Origin of the sequence: Bradyrhizobium arachidis (assembly GCF_024758505.1) — a bacterium.
GTDB classification, from domain to species: domain Bacteria; phylum Pseudomonadota; class Alphaproteobacteria; order Rhizobiales; family Xanthobacteraceae; genus Bradyrhizobium; species Bradyrhizobium manausense_C.
This window is the reverse complement of record NZ_CP077970.1, coordinates 6996126-7017433: the sequence shown is the minus strand read 5'-3', so window position 1 is coordinate 7017433 and position 21308 is coordinate 6996126. Positions and strand designations below refer to the sequence as shown.

At 58.7% G+C, this 21308-nt stretch carries 16 protein-coding genes and 3 pseudogenes; 13 read left to right on the top strand and 6 right to left on the bottom strand.

Features of this window, described 5'->3' with window-relative positions; all coding sequences use genetic code 11:
• The first annotated feature begins 4 nt into the window (after positions 1–4).
• The 4 genes from KUF59_RS32570 to KUF59_RS32555 all read left to right on the top strand — a co-directional run bounded on the left by KUF59_RS32570 (position 5) and on the right by KUF59_RS32555 (position 5069).
• Positions 5–298, top strand: coding sequence for an acetamidase/formamidase family protein (locus tag KUF59_RS32570; RefSeq protein WP_258767440.1), 294 nt, complete (start codon positions 5–7; stop codon positions 296–298).
• Positions 299–399: 101 nt separating this feature from the next.
• Entirely contained in the window at positions 400–3225 is a 2826-nt protein-coding gene (locus tag KUF59_RS32565; protein WP_258767439.1) for a xanthine dehydrogenase family protein molybdopterin-binding subunit, read from the top strand.
• Entirely contained in the window at positions 3222–3767 is a 546-nt protein-coding gene (locus tag KUF59_RS32560) for a (2Fe-2S)-binding protein (protein WP_258767438.1), read from the top strand. The genes KUF59_RS32565 and KUF59_RS32560 overlap by 4 nt, the downstream gene beginning before the upstream one ends.
• A gap of 15 nt (positions 3768–3782) precedes the next feature.
• Positions 3783–5069, top strand: a complete 1287-nt coding sequence (locus KUF59_RS32555; protein ID WP_258767437.1) for a cytochrome c — start codon at positions 3783–3785, stop codon at positions 5067–5069.
• A 251-nt stretch (positions 5070–5320) separates the two neighbouring features.
• Here KUF59_RS32555 and KUF59_RS32550 read toward each other — a convergent pair whose 3' ends face one another.
• The 3 genes and pseudogenes from KUF59_RS32550 to KUF59_RS32540 all read right to left on the bottom strand — a co-directional run.
• Positions 5321–5626, bottom strand: a complete 306-nt coding sequence (locus KUF59_RS32550; protein WP_258767436.1) for an isochorismatase family protein — start codon at positions 5624–5626, stop codon at positions 5321–5323.
• A gap of 484 nt (positions 5627–6110) precedes the next feature.
• Complete coding sequence (locus KUF59_RS32545; RefSeq protein WP_258767435.1) at positions 6111–6755, bottom strand: flavodoxin family protein; 645 nt, start codon at positions 6753–6755, stop codon at positions 6111–6113.
• Positions 6756–6934: 179 nt separating this feature from the next.
• Positions 6935–7054, bottom strand: a pseudogene (locus tag KUF59_RS32540) (DUF983 domain-containing protein); the annotation flags it as partial.
• Between the two features lie 258 nt (positions 7055–7312).
• Between KUF59_RS32540 and KUF59_RS32535 the strand changes: the two are divergent.
• Both KUF59_RS32535 and KUF59_RS32530 read left to right on the top strand, forming a co-directional pair.
• Positions 7313–9313 carry a DUF6538 domain-containing protein gene (locus tag KUF59_RS32535; RefSeq protein ID WP_258767434.1) on the top strand — a complete coding sequence of 667 codons (2001 nt, stop codon included), beginning with the start codon at positions 7313–7315 and terminating at the stop codon, positions 9311–9313.
• Positions 9314–10046: 733 nt separating this feature from the next.
• Positions 10047–10829: a hypothetical protein gene (locus KUF59_RS32530; protein ID WP_212458709.1), complete on the top strand. Its 783-nt coding sequence runs from the start codon at positions 10047–10049 to the stop codon at positions 10827–10829.
• 10 nt (positions 10830–10839) lie between these two features.
• Here KUF59_RS32530 and KUF59_RS32525 read toward each other — a convergent pair whose 3' ends face one another.
• On the bottom strand, positions 10840–11697 hold the full coding sequence (locus KUF59_RS32525; RefSeq protein WP_212458708.1) for a DNA primase family protein: 858 nt from the start codon (positions 11695–11697) through the stop codon (positions 10840–10842).
• Positions 11698–11832: 135 nt separating this feature from the next.
• Here KUF59_RS32525 and KUF59_RS32520 point away from each other — a divergent pair, with 135 nt between their 5' ends.
• From KUF59_RS32520 to KUF59_RS32505, 4 genes and pseudogenes are all read left to right on the top strand, one after another.
• Positions 11833–12303: a primase-like DNA-binding domain-containing protein gene (locus KUF59_RS32520; protein ID WP_212458707.1), complete on the top strand. Its 471-nt coding sequence runs from the start codon at positions 11833–11835 to the stop codon at positions 12301–12303.
• 713 nt (positions 12304–13016) lie between these two features.
• Complete coding sequence (locus KUF59_RS32515; protein ID WP_212458706.1) at positions 13017–13304, top strand: hypothetical protein; 288 nt, start codon at positions 13017–13019, stop codon at positions 13302–13304.
• A 368-nt stretch (positions 13305–13672) separates the two neighbouring features.
• Positions 13673–15535 carry a caspase family protein gene (locus KUF59_RS32510; RefSeq protein WP_212458705.1) on the top strand — a complete coding sequence of 621 codons (1863 nt, stop codon included), beginning with the start codon at positions 13673–13675 and terminating at the stop codon, positions 15533–15535.
• A 175-nt stretch (positions 15536–15710) separates the two neighbouring features.
• Positions 15711–17032: pseudogene (locus tag KUF59_RS32505) on the top strand (IS1182 family transposase); the annotation flags it as partial.
• Positions 17033–17190: 158 nt separating this feature from the next.
• Here the strand turns inward: KUF59_RS32505 and KUF59_RS32500 are convergent.
• Positions 17191–18213 (bottom strand): LysR substrate-binding domain-containing protein, encoded by a 1023-nt coding sequence (locus KUF59_RS32500; RefSeq protein ID WP_258767432.1) that lies wholly within the window; start codon positions 18211–18213, stop codon positions 17191–17193.
• On the opposite strand from KUF59_RS32500, the pseudogene KUF59_RS44410 reads away from it, so the two are divergent.
• Together KUF59_RS44410 and KUF59_RS32490 are read left to right on the top strand one after the other, a co-directional pair.
• Positions 18212–18598 (top strand): annotated as a pseudogene (locus KUF59_RS44410) (FAD-binding oxidoreductase); the annotation flags it as partial. The gene KUF59_RS32500 and the pseudogene KUF59_RS44410 overlap by 2 nt on opposite strands.
• Before the next feature lie 71 nt (positions 18599–18669).
• A complete protein-coding gene (locus KUF59_RS32490; protein ID WP_258767430.1) occupies positions 18670–19587 on the top strand; it encodes an FAD-binding oxidoreductase in 918 nt (305 codons plus the stop codon).
• Positions 19588–19690: 103 nt separating this feature from the next.
• Here KUF59_RS32490 and KUF59_RS32485 read toward each other — a convergent pair whose 3' ends face one another.
• Entirely contained in the window at positions 19691–20395 is a 705-nt protein-coding gene (locus tag KUF59_RS32485; RefSeq protein ID WP_249140358.1) for a helix-turn-helix domain-containing protein, read from the bottom strand.
• Positions 20396–20985: 590 nt separating this feature from the next.
• On the opposite strand from KUF59_RS32485, the gene KUF59_RS32480 reads away from it, so the two are divergent.
• Complete coding sequence (locus tag KUF59_RS32480) at positions 20986–21303, top strand: hypothetical protein (RefSeq protein WP_212458702.1); 318 nt, start codon at positions 20986–20988, stop codon at positions 21301–21303.
• The last annotated feature ends 5 nt before the right edge of the window (positions 21304–21308 follow it).

The following is a 21308-nucleotide window of genomic DNA, read 5'->3' as shown; positions in this document are numbered from 1 at the left end:
CATCGTGTCGGCCGATACCAGCGACGTCAAAGGTCCAACGCCATTGATCGTGGCAAAATCAGGCAAGCACTGCAAAGATGATCCAAACTGCTTCAACCGGATTCATCACGCGATCAAGCCAGTCGCCCATGTAAAACCTGGGCAGCCATTCGTACTCGAGACGCGCGACGGGCTCGATTCTGACCTCGACTTCAATTCGACGCGCCAGGATGTGGCGGCCATCAACCTGAACCTCTGCCATCCGCTGACAGGCCGTTTGCCTCGCCGTCTCATAGTGTCGATCAACAGGTCTGTTTGAGTGGTGCCAACTGCGGCGAAGCAAAAGCATGAAAGCATCTTTTGCGATTCGGGTAGCGTCCGCGTCCGCGATCTTACTCTGTTCGTTCGAGGGAGGACAACATGAAGCCAGGTGTTTCGCGCAGAGACTTCCTGAAGGCAAGCGCTGTAGCGGGAATCGGCATTAAAGTATCCTTTCTGACTTCTCCGACCCAGGCTCGCCTGATTGAAACTCCGCCACTGCCTGGCCCCGATTGGCTGAAAGCCGACGGCCGCCCGAAATACCGACTCGATTCCATCGCCAAGGTGACAGGGGCAAAGACCTTTTCGCGCGACTACCGTGCCCGCGATCTCGACGGATGGCCACAACAGCAGGCTCATGCGTTTCTCATACATGCCACCAAGGCCGATCAGACCTATGATGGGATCGATCTAAGCGCGCTTGGCGAGGAGCTGAAGCCCGACAGGCTCGTGCTGCATGAAGATCTATTGAGAGATGGAATTGCCATTCCCGTTCCCGGCTTTTACGGCGACGTGTTTCTCGTTCCTAAGGGGGAAGTGCCAAGGCTACTCGGGCAGCCGGTGGCACTGCTGATCTATTGGGATTTTGCCCGTTATGATGCAGCCAAACGCCTACTGCGTTTCGATGACACAATCGTTCGCTATGGCAAGAAGGGTCCCTATACCCATCCGCAGCACTATGGGGCGGCGCGTTACGTCCGTATCGGTGGTGGTACGCCGGACGCGGAAGACCGCTTTTCGCCGTTTAAGGATAGCGTGATCTATGGCAGTTTTGCTGGAGATGAACCGGTATGGCCCGCTGCCGGGCAGGGCGATGGTATGGCGCGCGGCATGGCCGCTGCTGCCGAGATCGAGAACGACATCGCTGCTGCGGGCGAAGACGCGCTTGTACTAAAGCGAGATTACTTCTCGCAGTCGGTGGATGCTTCCGCCATGGAAGCCGATAATGGCAATGTCTGGTACGATGCCACCTCGGGTGTCTTGCATGTGATGGTGGCGACGCAGTCGCCCTATGAAGTAGCCGAGGTTACGGCAATCCTTGTTTCAAAGTCCAGATTTCCGCTCAAGGAAGTCGATCTCAAGGTCGGATATACCGTCGGCTACGGGACCAAGGATCATTCGATCTTTCCATTCTTTTGCGTGGTTGCCGGCATCTATGGCGAGGGGCGTCCGGTGCGACTGGCCAATGATCGCTATGAGCAGTTCCAGATGGGGATGAAGCGTCACGCGTTCTGGATGGACAATACGCTCGTTGTTGACCGCACGACGGGCCTGTTCCGCATCATGACAGGTCACTTCAGGAATGATGGCGGCGGGCGTGCCAATTTTTCCTTTTCCGTGGGATTCGTCGCGGCCACCGCCGCCCAGTCGATTTACTATCTGCCAAGAAGCGATTTTTCCGCTGCGGCAATCGCATCGCGGGCAGTCGATGCGGGTTCGACGCGTGGTTATGGAACGCTGCAATCTATGTCCGCAACGGAGATGATGGTCGATGAAGCGGCCGAACTTCTGCATATGGACGCCATAGATCTGAGGCTGAAGAACCTCTTCAAATCAGGCATGAAGAACTCTCAAGGCGCCATTCCTGGGGGTGCCCAGCGCAACGAGGAAATACTTCTCAAGGCCAGGGCTCATCCTCTCTGGGCACGGCGGACCGAAAGGAAGGCGGCCTTCGATGCCGCCAATCCGGGCAAGAAGTACGGCGTCGGCTACGGCCATGTACAGAAGGATTACGGGACCGGGGCGGAAGCGGCTCTTGCCGCGCTCGAATTCGACGCGGCGGGGCGAATCAAATTTGGCCATGTGGCGCATGAGATGGGGACGGGCACCACCACGTCACAGGCGGTCATGGTTGGCGATATTCTCGGCCGCGTTCCTGACGAGACCGAGTTTGGCAAGGTGCGTTGGCCGCAACTGCCGCTCAAAACCACGGACGAGCCATATACGCTGTCGCAGGAAGAAGAGGACAAGCGCAAGCAGGACCCGCGCTGGACCCCGCGGTTCACCTCTCCCATGAGCGCCACCAACAGCGTTTACTATCTTGGCCACGCCACGCGCGAGGCATCACGCGCGCTGCGCGATCTTGCCATATGGCCAGCAGCAAGATCTCTGTGGTCGCAGGGTATCGGTGGCGGCGTAATGGCGCCGTTTTCGGTGCGGCGTGAAGACCTCCGTCTCGCGCGTGGATTCGTCAATGCCGGTGGCCTCCCGCCATTGCCGTTCGAAAAGGTGGCTGCGGAGGCGCATCGTCTTGGCCTCGTCACGGGTGTTTCGGTGCATACCTTTAATCGCTGGCAATGGACGGAAGCCGAGTTCAACATTCCAGAATATGGCAAGGTGAAGCTGTCAGCCGACGCACTGGCGCTGAAATATGGCGATGGTGCTTGCGCCGAAAGCAAGTCGCTGATGACGTTGGATGGCTGGCATTTCGTCGAGCGGGCAGCCGTTTACTATCCGCCGGTCCAGCGAAACAATGCCGGAGTCACTTATTACGCACCTATGGCCACGCTTGCCGAAATCGCTGTCGATACGGCCACGGGTGATGTGACGATCCTCTCGCATCATTCGATCATGGAATGCGGAACCCAGATCGTGCCGGAACTGGTTTCGGGGCAGATTCAGGGCGGCATCGCCATGGGAATCGGTCATGCGCTGAAAGAATATCTGCCGCTTTACGAGGGCGGTCCGGGCGATGGCACTTGGAACTGGAATCGTTACGAACTGCCGCGCAGCAAGGATGTCGCAGTCTGGTCACAGACCGCGGAAGTTCTTGCGCCGCTTTCCGAAACCGATCCGCCAAAAGGTATCGCCGAAGTCGTCATGATCGCCGTCGTGCCGGCACTCGCCAATGCGGTTTCGCATGCGATAGGCAAACGCTTCTACCAACTGCCGATAACACCGGAGAAAATACGGGGGGCGCTGGCATGACACTTGCCACCAAGAAATTGTCGTTGACCATCAATGACCGGGTAATCGATCGGATCGATGTTCCCTATACGATGATGATGCAGGATTTCCTTTACGAGTATCTCAACCTGACCGGATCGCGCATGGGCTGCGGCCAGGGCATCTGCAATGCCTGCACGGTGATTGTCGAAAAGGATGATGGCTCGCTTGAGGAAGTGCAAACCTGCACCATCGGCGCACACTGGTTCGAGGGCAAGAGGGTCCGGACCGTGGAAGGGCATGGCAGCCACGATGCATCGGGCGCCATCACAAAGCTTTCACCTCTCCAGCAGGCATTTATCGAACATTTTTCGTTCCAGTGCGGCTATTGCACGCCGGGCTTCGTCACGGGTGCGACTGTCTTCATGGATCAGTTGAAACGCAAGCCGATCGCCAGGGCAGAACTCGAACAGGCAATCATCGATGCGTTGGACAAACACATATGTCGATGTACGGGCTATGTCCGATATCACGAGGCGGTGCGCGATCTGGTGTTGAAGACACCGGGCCTGTTGAACGGTTAGGGGTCGTTCATGAGAATGCACAAGCTGATCTGGGGTGTAGCGATTGTGGCGGGCTGTTGCGCGCTCATTGCAGGCGCCATCTTTGCCGGACTTTTTGAAAAGAGCGTGGTGGCGAAAGGTATCGAGCAGCCGCTGAGCCCGGACCGGATGAAGGCGCTTGCGGCAAAAGGTGCCTATGTTGCGGTGACAGCGGACTGCTATGCCTGCCATACGGCGAAGGGCGGAGCTGCCTGGGCTGGTGGTCTGCCAATCGCGACGCCGTTCGGCACGGTCTATTCGACCAATATTTCTCCCGACAAGGAAAATGGCATCGGCAACTGGACGCGCGCCGACTTCCACCGCGCGTTACGCGATGGCGTGGGCAAGGGCGGCTCGCATCTCTATCCGGCCATGCCCTATGCATCCTATCGCAAGATGACGCCGGACGATGTGGACGCGGTCTATGCATATCTGATGTCACGCGAGCCGATGCGGATCGCGAACCGCAAGAATGCGCTGACTTTCCCGTTCAACATCCGCCAGAGCTTGACGTTCTGGAACCTCCTGAGCCTGCCGGGCGAGGAAAAGGCCGCGGACAATGCCAAGTCCGCCATCTGGATTCGCGGGCAGTATCTGGTCGATGCGCTGGGCCATTGTGGCGAGTGCCATACGCCGCGCAACTTGATGCAGGGGATGCAGCACAACAAATATCTCAAGGGTGCACTGCTGGAGGGAATTATCGCGCCGGACATCACAAAGGAGGGGCTCGTCCGCATGGGGTTCGATGCCCCGCTTCTTGCAGGGTTCATGAAATCCGGCATTTCCGCCCAAGGGGCAATGGCCTACCAAATGTTCGACGTCGTGCACTTTTCCACGCAGTACATGACCGACGAAGATTTGAGCGCATTGTCTGCCTATCTGTTCGATCTGGACGCGGCACACGATACGTCCGTACCGCCGCCAGCGCCGAAACCTGTCGAGCTCGCTCCGGCGCTTGCAGCCTCAGCCCATACCACATATCGCAATCTGTGTTCTGCTTGCCATGGAGCCGAAGGGCAGGGCATCCCCCACGTGGTTGTACCGCTGTCAACCAATGTTTCGCTTCGGTTGAACGATGCGCGTAACCTGGTGCATACGGTGCTTCACGGTGTTCCTGCTCAGAAATTCCCGGGGCTTGAGCGCATGGAGCCTATGCCTTCTTTCAAGGACAAGCTTACCGATCAAGAGGTCGCCGATCTTGCCAACTGGATGCGGGCGGTTTGGGGCGGTCGGGAACCGACGTTCAAGCCGGAGGGTGTCGCATCGATCCGCCAGGGCAAATAGGTGACGGTCCCAAAAGGCGATCTCACCTCGATCGCCGCAACGTCAACCTGCGCAGGGTTGAGCTCCAACTCTTCAGCTGCGGGGATGAATAAAGGATCGCTGAGGCCTGCGAGGGGGGAGTGCTGGGGAGCTTGTGCTCGCCCGTCGTGAGCAGTATTGGGACCTCCCAATCTGGTCTGCCGGAGAATCCTCGAGATTGGCCTTTGCCTGGAGGGCCCCAGCGTCGCGACGCAACGGCTGGCGAGCTCAGCTCACCGCCCGCCAGCATCGAGGACCGCGTGAACTTCGTAGCCAGCCCGCCGAGCGCTGAGGGCGGTATAGAGCAGGCAGCCGTCATTGGTGGTCCCAGCCATGATCAAGCTATGGCGTCCCGTTGCCTCGACGGCACGGACAAAGTCCGGATCGTTCCAGGAATCGATAATGCCGGTGCGCTTGATCCGGTGCGCATAGGCATCGCGGTTGATCTCTTCCAGACCTGGCATCCACCAGTCCTTGTTGGCGTCCTCGTTGCTGCTGGTCCAGACACTGGGAATGCCGAGGATTTTAGCCGCCTTCACCAGGGCGATGTTGTTGTGCTTGGCGATTTCAAGGGCTTGGGTTTTTCATGGACATCGAGATGATCTGATGATCGATCAGGATCAGGGCACTATCCTGGGCCTTGAGTGCCTTTGACACATTATCCTCCGGTTTCGTTTGGGTCGAGTGGCCGAAGCAGACGTCCTGAGGCTTATCGGCCAAGTCCGCTTATGACGCGGAACACACGATCGATGCATCACGTTTTCTCCCGCAAATTTCGTTTTCAAGATTGGTTTACAAAAAGGCTTTTGTTGAAAGCCATCTCGATCGCACCACACTAGGTCGTGACACGAATGCGACGTCGGCTTGTCGCACGACGATGAGCCTATGCAGCAACTCCGGTTCGCGCCGAAAAAAAGCGGGAGGTGTACGGAACGCAGTATGATGAACCTAGTGAAGCAAATCTTTGATGCGTGCACGATATTTCAGTTTCGGCGGGGAGCTCGCCAACGAAGCCGGACTCGGTCATGATGTGCTCTCGAGGATGTCTGGCAACAAGCCTTCGACTGCAGGCAAACGACCGCGTACAAATTGCTGCGTGACCCTTGCCACGCGCTCGCCGAGGTATTCGGCGGTCAGAAGATCGGATTCGGGTGGGGCAAAGTCAGGCCCTTGATCGTTGTTCGACTGTGCCGCGGCGCCTAGCCAGAAGCCAAGCCGATTGAGGTCGTGATCTGAGCCGTACGTACTGTTGTTGCCGGACGGAAGACCGAGATTGACCCAATGCATGCGGTGTTGCGCCGCGAAGATGGCGAATTGGGTCAGTGTAGCGAGCTTGTCACCCGACTTTGACCCTGAGTTTGTGAAGCCTGCCGCGATCTTGTCCTTCCACGCGCCCGTAGCGTAGGGTTTTGACGTCGAATCCATGAAGGTTTTGAACCGTCCGGACACGCTTCCCATGTAGGTCGGGGCGCCGAAGATGATTGCGTCTACGAGTTTAAGGTCATCCAAGCGGCCCTGAGCCTCGTCTGACGTCAAAAAGAGGACAGATGCGCCCGCGACCCGTTCGACACCACGCCGCACGGCTTCTGCCTGCCGAGCAGTGTGGCCAAAGCCGCTGTGAAATAGCACGGCAACCGTTATTGGAATGGCTGGTACTTCGTGGTTCATGGTTGACACCGATCGGAAATGTGTTTTGTCGCCTTTTGGGCTCGGTCAGTGCTTAGTCCGAACAATGCGCGATCGTCTTTCATGTTGTCCGACCAATGTCGAGAATGCACGACCTGCTGTGCTGGACCGATCAACGCCGGCTCGGATGTTACCCAAGCGATGATGGCAAGCTGCTCCAGCCTGCGCGTCCTGGCCGCTTCGAAACCATGCATGCCTGTCTGCCACTGCAGACCGACGATTGCGCCCTTCGTAGGTTGCAGAAGGCCGAGCGAACTCACGAGAGTCAGTGGTAGCCAGATCAGCGCGTGTATCCGCCCGCGATTGCCGTTTTAAAGCGACGGGAGGGTAGCGGCGAGGGCTTTGGAATCAAAGATGGAATCAATCAGGCGGGCCGGAAAGGAAAAGTCCTTGTACAGCAACGGATTACTGCAACGTTCGATCCCTCCCGCCCCAGCCAGACGCTCCGTTTTTCCTGAAATTGCTGACGAAACCGGCCTGGCTGGGGCGCTGCTGCACAGCGCTGCGACACATCACTGCTGCACAGGGTGTCGCTCGCAATGGCTTTCCACATCTTTCGCCGCCAAGCGGTCTATTACTGGCGCCGCCGTACCCCTCGTGCGCTTGCCAAGGTGCTTGGCCGCCAGCATCTTTCCATGAGCCTGCACACGACGAACCGCGCGGCGGCTCGGCGTCTGGCTACCCAGGTCAACCTGTTCTTGGATGATGTTGCGATGCTTGCCGATGGCGCCGACCCGCATCTGACGCGGTCTCAAATTGAGACAATGCTCCATGCTGTCGTCGAGAAGCAGGTCGCCAAGCTCGATCGAGTGGCGTTCGCTGCCAAGAACGCGCCGGGTTTCGACGTCGACCAGGCGCGGTCGGACGACAGGCGTGCCTTGTGGACCTACACGCTGCTGGACGCCCAAGGACACGGCGCTGCCGTGCGTCCGGAGGATCGGGACCGTATGATCGCGGAAGGCCTCTCGGAAGTCGACATCGAGGCCGTGAAGCGTCACCTGGCCCTGCTTCGGGCCAACGACATGGTGCCGACGAAATACCACGTCCTTCGGCAAATGATTGACGGCGTGCAGGCCGTGCCGACCGCCATGAACATGGACGTGGCGCAAGGCACGTACTTCCGTGGAATGAGACTCGCGCTGGCCCAATCCGAGCGCCGCTATGGTGGGGTGAGGATCGAAGATGAGGGGTTGGTGGATCGCCTGCTGCTTGCGAAGAACGATCCACCGAAACCGGTTTCTCATGCGCCGAGCGCGGCGGTGGATCGCTCTGACGAGCTACCGAGGAGCGACGCGCCGACCGTCCCGCAATTCATTCCCATGGCCGACTTCTCGCAGTTTGCGGATCGCGTGGCCCAGCAGAATGCCGCCGACAATCACTGGGATGCAAAGACGCAGCGGCAGGCCAAGAGCATTGCAAGTCTGTTCGTCAAGTTCGTGGTCCAGGATCAGCGCATTCTTGATTTCAGCCTGTTGCGTCAGGAGCACGTCGGCAAGTTCGTCGATTTCCTCCGTTTCGACATCTACAAGCACTACGGAAAATCGGTGCGGGACGAGGATCTGTCGATCGAGCAGCTGCGCGACAAGGGGCGTTCTGTCGTACAGGCCAAGCGCGGCATCGGTGGCGACACCCTCAACCGGCATCTGACCTTCCTTGGGCAGATATTCGATTATGCCATCGCGCGGGGCTCGAAGAGCCTGGAGGGCATCAACCTCACGAAGCTGCGTGCAAGAAGCCGCGGCAAGAACAAGCGTGCCCGCGACGCGAGGGCGAAGCTGCCGATCGATAGCGCCAAGGCGATGTTCATGACCGCGCCGTTCATCAACTGCGCCGGCTGGGACGACCTGGGGGAGTGGGGCATGGAGGGGGGCTCACAGGTTTTCCACTGCGCGCTCTATTTCGTTCCGATCCTCATCTACTATACGGGCGCGAGGCGCGAGGAGCTTTGCGGCGCGATGGTGGACGACATCATCTTCGATCGCGAAGGCTGCAGGCCGTACATTCATATTGCGGCCAACGAGCAGCGGCGCATCAAGAACGCTCAATCCAAGCGCAACATTCCCATCCATCCGGAGTTGATCCGATTGGGCTTCCTCGACTACGTCAGCAAGATCAAGGCGCTCGGATACAAGCTGCTCTTCCCGGACCTGTACTCCCCCAGCAGCCGCTCTCCGCTCGGCAACCGGTTCTACAAGCTGTTCAAGCCGATTCTCACGGCCGCCAAGATCACGGAAAAGGGGTTGGGCGCCCACGCCGTGCGTCATCTCTTCGGCGCGCAATTGAAAAAGAAGCTGCTAACGAAGGAAGATCGTGCGGACCTCTTGGGACACGGCGGCGACAGCGAAACCAGCGAGCGCTACTGTGAGCCCCACGAGCTCGATACCTTGTTCGAGTTCATCACGAAGCTCGACGTGGTCACCGGCCATCTCGAACCGCACGCCACGAACCTCATTCCCTGGGTCGAAAACAGGGAGGTGGCGCCTTTTTCGCAGCCGTCGCGGGCGAAGCGTTCGGCCGGAACTGTCAGCGCGGGCGGCTGAGAGCCGTTTTGAAGGCTGTCCATAATTAGCCGGTGACAGGATAGGAAGTTTCCGATCGCTTCCGAGCGGAGGCAAGACTGGCTCGAAGAGACGCGAACATCAGTGGATGCTGCGATCGAGTTCCTGCATGGACATGCAGTGACATGCATGGCGCTGCGATCGAATGCAGGGAATTGCAGCAGCGCTTAGCGTGCGCTCGAGCCGCTCCCGGCGCTGGGAGGCGCCGTCAAGTCTGGTTGCGATGGGAGATCAAAAAGGCAGGGACCAGCTATGGTCGTTGCGGTTCGAGCGAAGCTTCTCCCGATACAAGCTTCGGCCACTGGACCGACATTGACATGGGAAGAGACGCAGGTTCGACCCCTCTCGGGCCCGTCATCTTCTCCAACGACTTAACCATCGTGCTGTCGGTCGGAGGGGAGGTGATTTCCACGAACTTTCCACGAGAGCCGTCGACGTCACGTGAGCCGTCTGCAGCTTTGTGAACGACACCAGCCGCTGCGCGTAGGACATTGCGCGTTCCTGATCGGATTCCGAAGCAAAGCCCTGCTGGCCCCACGTTACTCCGATGGTAACGCCGACAGCTATGAACTTCTTCTGCTCCCTAACGCGCCCCGAGTCCCCAGCATCGGAAGTAGCTTCCTGAAGTCAATAACTATAGCCGGGTTGCTGCCCATTGCAAGCAACACATCAGTTAGGCATCATGACGCAATCGATTCCCGCCTCATGAACGATCATGGTCGGCAAACCCACCCTCCCGAACTGGCTGGTCTACATCCGGCCGCACATCAAACCCTATCTGGCACTGGGCCGCGGCGAGCGTCGCAAATACATCGAGAAGCTCTCGAAGCAGACCAAGCTCTCAGACAACAGCCTGCGCCGGTACATCGCGGCCGCGCAGTTCCTCGAGGCGGAGGGGATCACCGATCTTCCTCCCGGCGGCCGTCTGCCGCTCGGGGCGGTCGAGAATATTGCGCGCATCGCCGCCCACGATCCCTCACGCCGGCGGATACTGCTCGACAAGGTCGCGGCCGGCAACATGACGATCGATGAAGTTGCGGCCGAACTGGAGACGACCAGGAAGAGTGCCAAGCGGCGTAGGAATACTTCTTTCGTGGGGTTGGAGGACTTGGTGATCGAGGAGCTCAAGGAGAGACAGGTCGATCTCAAAGGCCTGTCGATCTTGAGCTTCGATGACGACGGCGACGCCCGATACTTCGATTCCCAGACCAAGCCTTCCCTCGTCATCAGACTTCCTGGAAAGCCGCCGATGGTGGCCATGGATGGCCGGAAAGTCGGGGGGACGGCTGCCTCGTTCATGAGGCAGCGCAAGGAATTCCTGCGCAACGTTCTGGTCGCCGCCGGCCTTTATGAGACGGTGCTTGTCTACGCGCCTCATTGGCAAGAGGATGTTGCAAGGCTTATAGGGCACGCCCGCTCGGCTGTTGGAGTTAGGATTTTGCTTATTGAAAGCTCCGAGAGACCGGAGGAATACGCTCATAGCTCGTCAGGCTCATAAGGTCATAGGTTCAATTCCTGCAATCAAACAAGCCGCTGAATTTGCAGCGTAAATTCAAAAAGCCACTCTGACGAGCGGCTTTTTGTTTGTCCGGAATCGCCACCGAGTCGCCACGCTGAAATCTGCGATCTTTCTGCGAATTGGCGTCGCCTTTTGATCGGCGCACCTGAACATGCTTAGTGCCGTGTCGCGAGTTCGAATCACCGCCATCCACCTTTGGCCGATAGTTGCCCGACATCGTCAACTTGAACTGCGGCTTGAAACTGAAAAAGCCCTTGTTCAGCTCGCGGGCCTGGATGGTGTCGCCGCCTGTCAGCAACTTCACATGGCTTTCCGATAACCGCGCATTCCGCGCCGGCTCATCGGTATGAACGAACCTGATCCCCGGCAGGAGCGCGAGATCTGGCGTTGCCTGACCTCCGCTCCGCCCCCTGCCATTGTCCATGAAGGTCTCAACGGCAAGCGAGCACGCGTAGTCGCCATAGATCGAGGCCCACGCCTCGACCAGCGTGGTTTTGCCGTTGCGTCCCTTTCCCCAAAAGAACACCAGCTTCTGTTCTGACGTGTCACCGGTCAGCCCGAGTCCAGCCCATTGGTGCAGGAAGCGCTGTACTTTAGATGAGGGCTGCACTTTTTTCAGGAAGGCATCGTACACCGGACACGTCGAACTAGGGTCGTATTCGGCATCGATGACCTTCGTGATCAGATCGGCAGGATCGTGAGGGCAAAAGCTGACCGGATCATCATCACCGCATTTGCGATTGACCTGTAGGGTCCCGTTCTTTGTGTTGATCTTCATCGGATCAGCATCAAGCCGAGCCTGGTCGACCGCCATCATCGGTTCGGCCTGCTTACGCAGCGCCGTCAAATGCCGATCGTTTTCTGTCTCTCGGCCCCAATCCCTTAGCTTGTCGGATAACCTGATTTCCCGCTCGCACTTGGCACCAGGAGATCGAACTTCGACGACGGTGAGGCTTCTCAGGGGACGTGGCGCCGCCTGATCATGGTCCGGTGGGCAATCACGATTCCGGAGCAGGACATTGATAGGCAGTTATCGGCAAAGCTAAAGGCGGAGGCTTCGGGCATTTTGAATCGATTGCTCGATGGCCTCCGCGATTGGATCGACCATGGCCTTCTCGTCCCCGATGAGATCAAGGAGACGACGGAAGAATACCGCAGCGATAGCGACGTTCTTGGTCGCTTCCTCCAAGAATGTACGACGCGGGCGGAGGGGCAGCGGATGTCCAACGGAGAACTCCATAACTTATTCATAGTTTGGAGCAGGAAGAACGGCGAACGGCCGTGGAAAAAGAAAAGTTTGACGAGTGCGATGAAAGAGCGAGATTACGAGCAGTCTCGCGGGGAGGAACGCTATTGGAAGGACATCGCAGCCACCAAGGCGGTGAGTGACTTTGCAGATGCCGCCCCCGCCGAAGACGATTTGGGGGACGATGAGGCGGAAAACGACGGTTGAAAGTGTCGGAAATTACGAGACCCCAGAAACTGTCGGGGGCCGAAAAGCTCGGGAAAAATGGCCCCTCCCGACAGTTGCGACACTTTCGACACTTCTTTGCACATAACTCCTTAGGCGCGCGCCCGCGCGCGCAGGAAGGCTTGGTTTCGGACAGGAAGTGTCGGGGTGTTAACCGACGTGTTAACCGCGTTAACCTCGAAAGTTTGGTCTGCTAGCTGGTAAGGGGCCGGGCGCGTGTCAACCGACGTCAACTTTGTCAACCGTGTCAACCTAACTTTTGGAGTGCTCCAGCTAGCGAGATCGAGGGGTGCGAATTACCCGCAGCCGAATCCAAGTGCCAGAGGGACCCGTGGCCGTCCTGCATATGCAGCAGGACTATCTACGTCGGTGGTGCAGTGGTTCTGGGTCGCCTTGACCTTCAGCGATTGAAGCCGGAGCATCGAACCCTGCGGCGATAGTTTCACGGGCTCTGCCATAATGTCCGGTGCTCAGACTGAAGCAGACATGCCGGCACCGGTGCTCCAAAGTCCGTCTTTGACCCAAAGCGCCATAGGGCAGGCGAAGCTACCCAGCGGGATCGCCTCGGCTCATGATCGTTGCGACCGTTGATCCGAGGGGCGGCGGGCTAGAAGCGATTGAACGTTTCGCGTGACGCACCAACATTCGCGAACTACGATACAGCAGGGGGCCACTTGATCCGTTGGAGAGAAACCATGGCCTACGCGATCATTCATTACTTCCCCGGCGGCACGAAGGATCAGTACGAGAAGTCGATTGCCGCTGTACATCCGAGTTCGGGCGGCCTTCCGACGGGTCAGATCTTCCACACCGCCGGGCCCACGCCGGGTGGTTGGACCGTGATCGCGGTGCATGACACGAAGGAGAGCTGGGAACGGTTCCGCGAACAGATTCTCATGCCGCGCTTGAAGCAAGGCATCGCAGGGGGATTGGCCGGGCCGCCGCAGGAAACCGCGTTCGAGGCACATACGCTCAGTATGTAGCGTCGCTGTCGTCGTCACAGTCCGCACCGCGCGGCCCACTAGCCTTTGCGCGGCAGACTGATCGGTGGCCTCATCCGCTGGCTTCTTGCGGTTACCTTTCGCACTCAGGTGGCCGGCTCGACGGGAGCAGGGTCAGTCTTGGCCCTTCGCGTCGAGCCGCAACCCTCACTTCGGAGTCGGCTGTTCGGGGAAATCCGGACGCGGTTGCAGGCATACCAAACCGACGCGAATGGACCCTTGGCTGACATAGACAAAGTGCCAATCCTGATCGCGTTGGCTGACAGCGTCTTTGTGACCGACCTCACATAACCTAGGCTTGCCTTTGGGCAGGCTGCGAATACGCTGCTCACGTTTGATTTGGGGCTGTAATGGGCGCGCTTCGGTTTCTCTTGATCATTTTTGGTGTGTGGCTGGGATGTGAACCGGCGATGGCCGAGCGGCGCGTGGCGCTGGTGATCGGCAATTCGGCCTACAAGAGCGTGGCCCGTCTCACCAACCCGGCGAACGATGCCACCTTGGTCGGGGGCATGTTCAAGAAGGCCGGTTTCGATGCTGTCGACATCAAGCTCGACCTCAATGTAGCGGAGATGCGAAGGGCACTGCGTGACTTTGGCGACAAGACCAGGGATGCCGAGGTCGCCGTGATCTATTACGCCGGTCACGGCATCGAACTTGATGGCATCAACTATCTGATCCCCACCGACGCAACGCTGGAGAGGGATAGCGACGTTCTCGACGAGACGATTGCTCTGGACCGCGCGCTATTCGCGGTCGATCCCGCGAAGAAGCTCCGCCTTATCATTCTCGATGCTTGCCGTGACAATCCGTTCGCCAAGACGATGAAGCGGACGATCGCCTCGCGCGCCATCGGGCGCGGCCTCGCCAAGATCGAGCCGACGAGCCCGAACACCATGATTGCTTTCGCAGCGAAGGCGGGCTCGACAGCGTCAGATGGCGATTCCAGAAACAGTCCGTTCGCGGCGGCCTTGGTCGATCGCCTCCCGACCCCGGGGCTCGACCTGGGGAAGGCCTTCCGCTTCGTCCGCGACGATGTCTTGAAAAATACCGGCAACAAGCAGGAGCCCTATGTCTACGGCTCGCTCGGCGGCGACGACGTACCGTTGGTCGTAGCGAAGCCGGTTGCCACGGGACCACAGGCGAACCCCGATGAGGCGATCCGTCGCGACTATGAGCTGGCCCTGCAAATCGGCACTCGCGAGGTCTGGACCGCATTCCTCGCAAAGTACGCAGACGGATTCTACGCCAGCTTGGCCAAGGGGCAGTTGAACCGGATCGCCGCGGAAGAGACCCGCGCCGCCGCCGTCGAGAAGGCCCGCCAAGCCGAAGAGGAGAAGGCGCGGCTTATGGCTGAGAAGGCCAAGAAGGCCGAGCAGGACAAGGCCGCCGCCGCTGCCAAGGCTGCCGAGGACGCGCGGCTCGCCGCCGAGAAGGCCAAGCAGATCGAGGAAGCCAAGGCCGCCGCAGCCGAACAGCGCAGGAAGGATGCCGAGACCGCCGTGGCCAAGGCGCTGGCCGACAAGCAGGCCGCCGAGAAGGCGCTCGCCGACAAGATCGCGAACGACAAGGCGGCTGCCGAGCTTGCCGCAAGACAGGCGGCCGAAAAGGCGCAGCGTGACGGCGAGCAGAAAGTTGCAGCCGTTGCTCCAACGCAGTCGCCGTCCAGTCTCTCGCCGCAGGAGACGGCCAAACTGGTGCAGTCGGAACTTCGCCGCGTTGGATGCCTGACCGGTGCATCGGATGGAGAGTGGAATGCGACGTCGCAGCGGTCGCTGACGCTGTTCAACAAACATGCAGGAACGAAGTTGGACACCAATCTCGCGAGCTTCGACGCCCTCGATGCGATCAAGAGGAAGCAGGGACGCGTCTGCCCGCTGGTCTGCGACCGCGGCTTCAAAGCTGATGGCGACGCTTGCGTGAAAATCACCTGCCGCGCGGGCTATCGCGTCAACGACGACAACGAGTGCGAGAGGGTCCAGGACAAGAAGCCGGTTGCGACCCGCGACGATGCCAAGCCGCGGGACGACGAGAGGAAGAAAACCGAAGCTGCGCCCTCGAAGCCGCAGGCGACTGGGCAAATCTATTGTAGCAATGCGGGCTGTCGGCCGGTCCGGCCGGGGTGTCACATCGAAATCTTGAGTGGAGCGGCAGCGGCCCAGCGGGGCGCTAATAACGCGGGCGGCTCTACTGGCAGCGTCGAAGTCTGCAACTGAGGAGGCGCTGGGAAAGCGGCGTTGTGACTGAGGATTAGCGCGAGGAAGTCCCGATCAAGATTTTCAGTCGAAGGTCTCCTCATAGCAAGCCGGGTCCTGGATTTCTGCTGTTGGCCCAGGCTGTGTGAAAACGCTCTGTTTGCCGTGATTCGCGCGATAAGATTCCCTGCATCTAATGAAGCGCTTTGTTGAAGGGGTGAACCGCGGGCAGAGCACGCTGTTCCCGGCATCGCTCGATGACTATGTGACCGAGGATAATCCGGTGCGAGCGGTCGACGTGTTCGTCGATGGTCTCGATCTCGACAAGCTCGGGTTCATCGGGGTCCAGCCATTTGACACGGGCCGACCCAGCTATCACCCGGGCACTATGCTCAAGCTCTACATCTACGGCTATCTGAATCGGGTTCCGTCGAGCCGATGCCTGGAGCGGGAATGCCTGCGCAATATCGAGATGATCTGGTTAACCGGGCAGCTGGCGCCGGACTTCAAGACGATCGCGGACTTCCGCAAGGACAATGGCAAGGCCATTCGTGAGGTCTGTCGCGAGTTCGTCGCGCTGTGCCGCAAGCTTGAGCTGCTCAGTACCGCGAGCGTCGCCATTGACGGATCAAAGTTCAAGGCTGCAATGCACGGGATAAGAACTTCACCGAGGCCAAGATGAAGAGGCGCTTTGAGAGGATCGATGAGAGCATCGCCGGCTACCTCTCTCAGCTTGAAACCGCCGATCGGCATGGCGATGCGGTGCCGGAGGCGAAGGTTGAGCGGTTGAAGGGCAAGATCGAGAAGCTCAAGGAGGAGATCGTCCGTCTCAACGCGATCAACGCGGAGATGATGAAGAGCGAGGACAGGCAGATCTCGCTCTCCGATCCTGACGCACGCTCGATGGCGACAAGTGGCAAGGATACCGGCATCGTTGGCTACAACGTGCAGATTGCCGTTGATACGCAGCATCATCTTATCGTGGCTCACGATGTGACCAACGTGGGCACAGATCGCCACCAGCTCGCCGACATGGCCGGACAGGCCCGTGCCGAGATGGCTGTCGAGACGCTCGAGGTCGTTGCTGATCGCGGCTACTACGACGGCGAAGAGCTTCGCGCCTGTGAGCAGGCCGGCATCACGGTCACATTGCCGAAACCGCTGACCTCAGGCGCGAAAGCCGCAGGTCGTTTTGGCAAGCAGGACTTCGTCTATGTTGCGGCCGAGGACGTCTATCGCTGCCCTGCTGGCGAACGGCTGACGTACCGCTTCACCGGCCAAGAGGATGGTAAGATGCTGCGCCGTTACTGGACGACCGCCTGCCAAAGCTGCGCGCTCAAAGCTCAGTGCACGACCGGCCCTGAGCGGCGCATCGCGCGCTGGGAGCACGAGGCCGTGCTGGAGAAGGTTCAGCGGCGGCTCGACCAAGACCCCAACAAGATGACCTTACGCCGTCAGACGGCCGAGCATCCCTTCGGAACCATAAAGGCCTGGATGGGTGCCACGCACTTCCTGACGCTCGCCTAGCCATTGCCTGCTTCTTCCATAACATCTCATTTGCGAATGAAGTCCGGTGCTCTGCCAGAAGCGGACGTGTCCGAACCATTGCTCAAGGTCCGTATTTGACCCCAGAGCGAACCTGCCTCTGCGCCTTCGTGTGCGGTGTCGATCCGAGCCTATCGAACCGATCGCAACCAGGCGGAGAATGCGCGAATGATCCTTTCGCGGGGATGGCTTGGCCTGCGGACGACGTAGAACTGGTAGCCGGGTAAACTGAGATCAAACGCCTTTACAAGCGCGCCGGATGCGAGTTCAGCCGCCACAAGCACATCGCTAAAAATCCCGACGCCTTGGCCTGCGACGACCGCCTCGATGGCGTGAAGCTCCTCTCGGAAACTCAGATGTTGCATGTCCGTGAAATCGGGCAGGTTGCGCCACCTGCGCCTGGCGACTGAGAGCCATCGCTGCCAGCTAGGTGGGTCTATGTCAGACGGAAACCAATAGGAATGAACGAGGACCTGCTTTCGAAGATCGGCCACATTCTTCAGCCGGCCTCTGGCGGAAAGCAAGTCAGGGCTGCACACCGGCCAATACGTATCGCTCAAAAACTCTTCTGCAATGCCCTCTCGCGGCGCTTGGCGGGACGTGGCATAGCGGATTGCGACATCCGCGTCTCCCGCAGGTAAGTCAAGAACATTGTCGGTGCCGATGATATCAAGCGGTGCATCGGGGCGCTGTTTTCTCCAGTGCGGCAGGCGCGGCACGAGCCATCGAGCGGCAAATGCGTTCGTTGTCGTGATACGAAGGGCCTGCCGATCGTCCTTGCGCCTGATCGTGCCGAGAGCGGTGGCGAAGGCTTCGAGACCGGCGTGCACGACTGGAAAGAGCCGAGCGCCGGCATCTGTCAATGATAGTGGTCTCGGTCTGCGCCGGAATAGTGCCCTCCCGCAATATTGCTCCAACAAGCGGACTTGGTGGCTGATCGCAGTCGGCGTTACTCCGAGTTCGGAGGCAGCCTTCTTAAAGCTAAGGTGCCGTGCGGCAGCTTCAAACGCCCGTAGTTCGATAAGCGGCGGCAACTTGCTCATGCCCCAGCCTAGATGAACTATATTCATCTTCAAGCCAAATTCTTTGAATTTGCCTTCCCCGCACAGAGGGTGTGACAAGTGACGAGGCACAACGAAGGGATAGCGCACCATGACGACAGTCCGATCGGTTGCCGCCGAGGCGGCGGAGTTTGGCAAAACCTTCCGAGGCTCACTTATGCAGCCAGGCGATGCGGGCTACGAGGAGGCAAGAAAGGTCCACAATGGACTTGTCGACAAACGGCCAGCGCTCATCGCGCAATGTCGCGATACCTCCGACGTAACCGATGCGATAAGGCTCGCCCAACGACTTGGTCTCGAGGTTGCGGTCCGTGGTGGCGGTCACAATGTAGCAGGACGCGCAACGATCGACGGCGGCGTGATGATCGATCTCTCGCAGATGAAAGGAATCCGCGTCGACACCGAACGCCGAAGGGTGCGCGCGCAGGGCGGCGTCACTTGGGCAGAGCTCAATCGCGAAACCCAGCGGCACAGCCTGGCGGTCACAGGCGGAGTTGTTTCGAGCACGGGCATCGCGGGGCTGACCCTTGGCGGGGTCTCGGTTGGCTCATGGGCAAATATGGTCTGGCACTCGACAACCTTACGTCGCTCGAGTTGGTCAATGCCCAAGGCGAATTGGTACGCGCCAGCAAAACGGAGGAGCCGGACCTGTTTTGGGCTGCTCGTGGTGGCGGCGGCAATTTTGGTATCGCCACCACCCTGGAATATCAGCTTCACCCAATAGGGCCCGCCATCACGGGCGGTCTGATCGCGCATCCGTTCGATCGTAGCCGTGATGTGCTGTCGCTGTTCCGCGAAAGCACATCATCGCTTCCTGATGAACAAATTCTTGTCGCCACGTTGGCTCATGCACCTGATGGATCAGGCATGAAACTGGCGGCGATGGTGACGTGTCATTGCGGTCCACTCGCAGCTGGCGAATTGGCGGTGCGTCGGCTTAAGCAATTCGGCACTCCGGCATTGGACGGGATCGGTCCCATGGACTATTGCGAGCTCAACAGCATGCTGGACGCAGGATATCCCAAGGGCGCGTTCAACTACTGGAAATCTACCTTCCTGCGAGAACTCAGCGATGACGCGATCGGGACAATGATCGCCTGCTTCGCGCGCTGCCCGACCTCTATGGGGCAGATTCTTGTCGAGCACGTCCACGGGGCCGCAGTGCGGGTCGGCGTCGAGGAAACGGCTTTCCCGCATCGACAAGAGGGCTACAATTTCCTGATCCTGACCCAATGGTTGGATGCTGCGATGACCGATCGATGCATCGCCTGGACCCGCGATACCTACGCACAGCTGGAGCCCTTCGCCGCGACTGGCAGATATGTGAACTATCTCGGGGACGATGAAGGCATCGATCCCGTTCCCGCTGCCTACGGATCGAATTACCGTCGTCTTCGTGAGCTGAAGAGCAAATACGATCCCAAAAACTTCTTCCGCATGAATCAAAACATCAGGCCATTAGTCTGACTGAAATCGTGTGCTAGTGGTGCCGGATAGCGCGACTTAGCGCGGGAGACTTCAAACCGCGCGAAGGAGGCGGTAAAGCCACAAGATTCTCCGATGCCGCCGATCAGAGCTGGCGCAATTTTGCCAGACTGGCCGAGGGCGTTTCACCGAAGTGAAGGCGATAGCTCCTGGCGAAATCACCCAGGTGCCAGAACCCGAAAGCGAGCGCACTCGCCTTTACGCTATCCGCTCCGGCCAGCAGCCGTTGCCGAACGAGCCAAAGACGCCTCAGGCGCAAATATCGATGCAGACTCATTCCTTGGTATCGCTGAACCGCAGCGTGCATGCTGCGTACAGAGACATCAACTTGGCGCGCAAGTTCTTCGCTGTAGATCGGACGCCCAATGTTAGCAGACAATACGGCCTGGATGTCCCGATAGATCTGGAAATGCCGAACGGAGTTCGCACGAGAGGCCCAGCTTGCGTCAACCAAGTGGGCGAATGCGGCATCGACGCCGGCAAGCAAGGACTCCCTGATCGCAAAAGAAATATCGCCTGTCTCGCTGGCGTCGAACGTAGGGGAAACCGTTAAGACCTGCCTCACTAGCTCCCGCAAGTGATGCTGCGCAGTGGCGCTCGTTTCAAACACGTTCCAATTTGGACCTGGTTTCGGCCAGCCGCGATCCCGTATCTCTTGCGTAAAGATGATCGACGCAAATTGCCGCTCGGCCAGTTCGACTGTGGTGTATGCGGCGCCGCTGCTTCCAATCACGACAGCGGAACGGTCTCTTTCCACCCCGTTGAAGCGAATAGGGACGCCGTCGTCCATCGAAAAGCCGATAGCGGTGCAATTTTTGGCAAGCCGACCATTGGCGATACGTGGAAAGGACTTGGCGAAATTGATGCCGCATCCTGGGAGATTTAGGATGATTTGCTCAGCAGAAATCCTTTCGCACCAGAGGTGTAAACTCCACCTCCAGATTTCGCACGGCAGTTCGATACTGATCGAGATCGGTAAAGCGATATATCTTTGGCGCCAGCCGTGGGAGAGCTTCGCTATTTGTCCCTGTCAGGGTGCCAGACATCGCTCTCATTTAGAAACCCCGGGATATTACGGGTTGAGCATTTGACCACGAAACGACGGCTCCCAAAGTTTGCCGAATTTCGATCGCGTATTCTTGCGCAACCCTAATACCGCAATACCGACTGCCGCAACTCCATAAGTCTTTGTTAACCAGTTGAGCGTGAAATCCAATCATTAAACTTAGTCGTTCCAAAGCGAGTTGGCGGAGCCCCGGTTGTCACAAAGCGGCCCTCGCGTGTGGTCCGTCGAGTTATTGCTTTTTCATTCTCATCTTTCGCTTTTGAAAACACGAAACTGTAACGGCAGTGATTGCAAAGCGCTGGAGCACAGCGAGAATGCCTAAGCTTGTGAAATTTCAGCCGCCCTGCCAGCGGAAGTCCGAGCCAAGCCTCTCCCGCCCAGGGCCGTCTGACATTCTAACGACCGTCGTTGCTCTGGTGGCACAAGTTGAAGCTCTACAGATTGAAACAACAGAAGACCTGCGCCAGGCCATCTTCATTCTAGATCTCGCGAGTACGTCCATCCGATTGATCATCAGGCAGATCAACATGGATGAGGCAGCCAGAACGACATTAGTGGCTCGGTCTGCGAGGATCGAGCAGCTTATTGAGGCTGTGCGCAAGGAGGCACCGATCTTTTTGAAAAATGATTAGTCACT

What these genes read in the sequence shown, in the direction of transcription:
- KUF59_RS32565 (WP_258767439.1), top strand. Translation starts at nt 400, where the DNA reads ATGAAGCCAGGTGTTTCGCGCAGAGACTTCCTGAAGGCAAGCGCTGTA.
- KUF59_RS32560 (WP_258767438.1), top strand. Translation starts at nt 3,222, where the DNA reads ATGACACTTGCCACCAAGAAATTGTCGTTGACCATCAATGACCGGGTA.
- KUF59_RS32555 (WP_258767437.1), top strand. Translation starts at nt 3,783, where the DNA reads ATGCACAAGCTGATCTGGGGTGTAGCGATTGTGGCGGGCTGTTGCGCG.
- KUF59_RS32545 (WP_258767435.1), bottom strand. Translation starts at nt 6,755, where the DNA reads ATGAACCACGAAGTACCAGCCATTCCAATAACGGTTGCCGTGCTATTT.
- KUF59_RS32535 (WP_258767434.1), top strand. Translation starts at nt 7,313, where the DNA reads ATGGCTTTCCACATCTTTCGCCGCCAAGCGGTCTATTACTGGCGCCGC.
- KUF59_RS32530 (WP_212458709.1), top strand. Translation starts at nt 10,047, where the DNA reads ATGGTCGGCAAACCCACCCTCCCGAACTGGCTGGTCTACATCCGGCCG.
- KUF59_RS32520 (WP_212458707.1), top strand. Translation starts at nt 11,833, where the DNA reads ATGGTCCGGTGGGCAATCACGATTCCGGAGCAGGACATTGATAGGCAG.
- KUF59_RS32515 (WP_212458706.1), top strand. Translation starts at nt 13,017, where the DNA reads ATGGCCTACGCGATCATTCATTACTTCCCCGGCGGCACGAAGGATCAG.
- KUF59_RS32510 (WP_212458705.1), top strand. Translation starts at nt 13,673, where the DNA reads ATGGGCGCGCTTCGGTTTCTCTTGATCATTTTTGGTGTGTGGCTGGGA.
- KUF59_RS32500 (WP_258767432.1), bottom strand. Translation starts at nt 18,213, where the DNA reads ATGGTGCGCTATCCCTTCGTTGTGCCTCGTCACTTGTCACACCCTCTG.
- KUF59_RS32490 (WP_258767430.1), top strand. Translation starts at nt 18,670, where the DNA reads ATGGGCAAATATGGTCTGGCACTCGACAACCTTACGTCGCTCGAGTTG.
- KUF59_RS32485 (WP_249140358.1), bottom strand. Translation starts at nt 20,395, where the DNA reads ATGGACGACGGCGTCCCTATTCGCTTCAACGGGGTGGAAAGAGACCGT.
- KUF59_RS32480 (WP_212458702.1), top strand. Translation starts at nt 20,986, where the DNA reads ATGCCTAAGCTTGTGAAATTTCAGCCGCCCTGCCAGCGGAAGTCCGAG.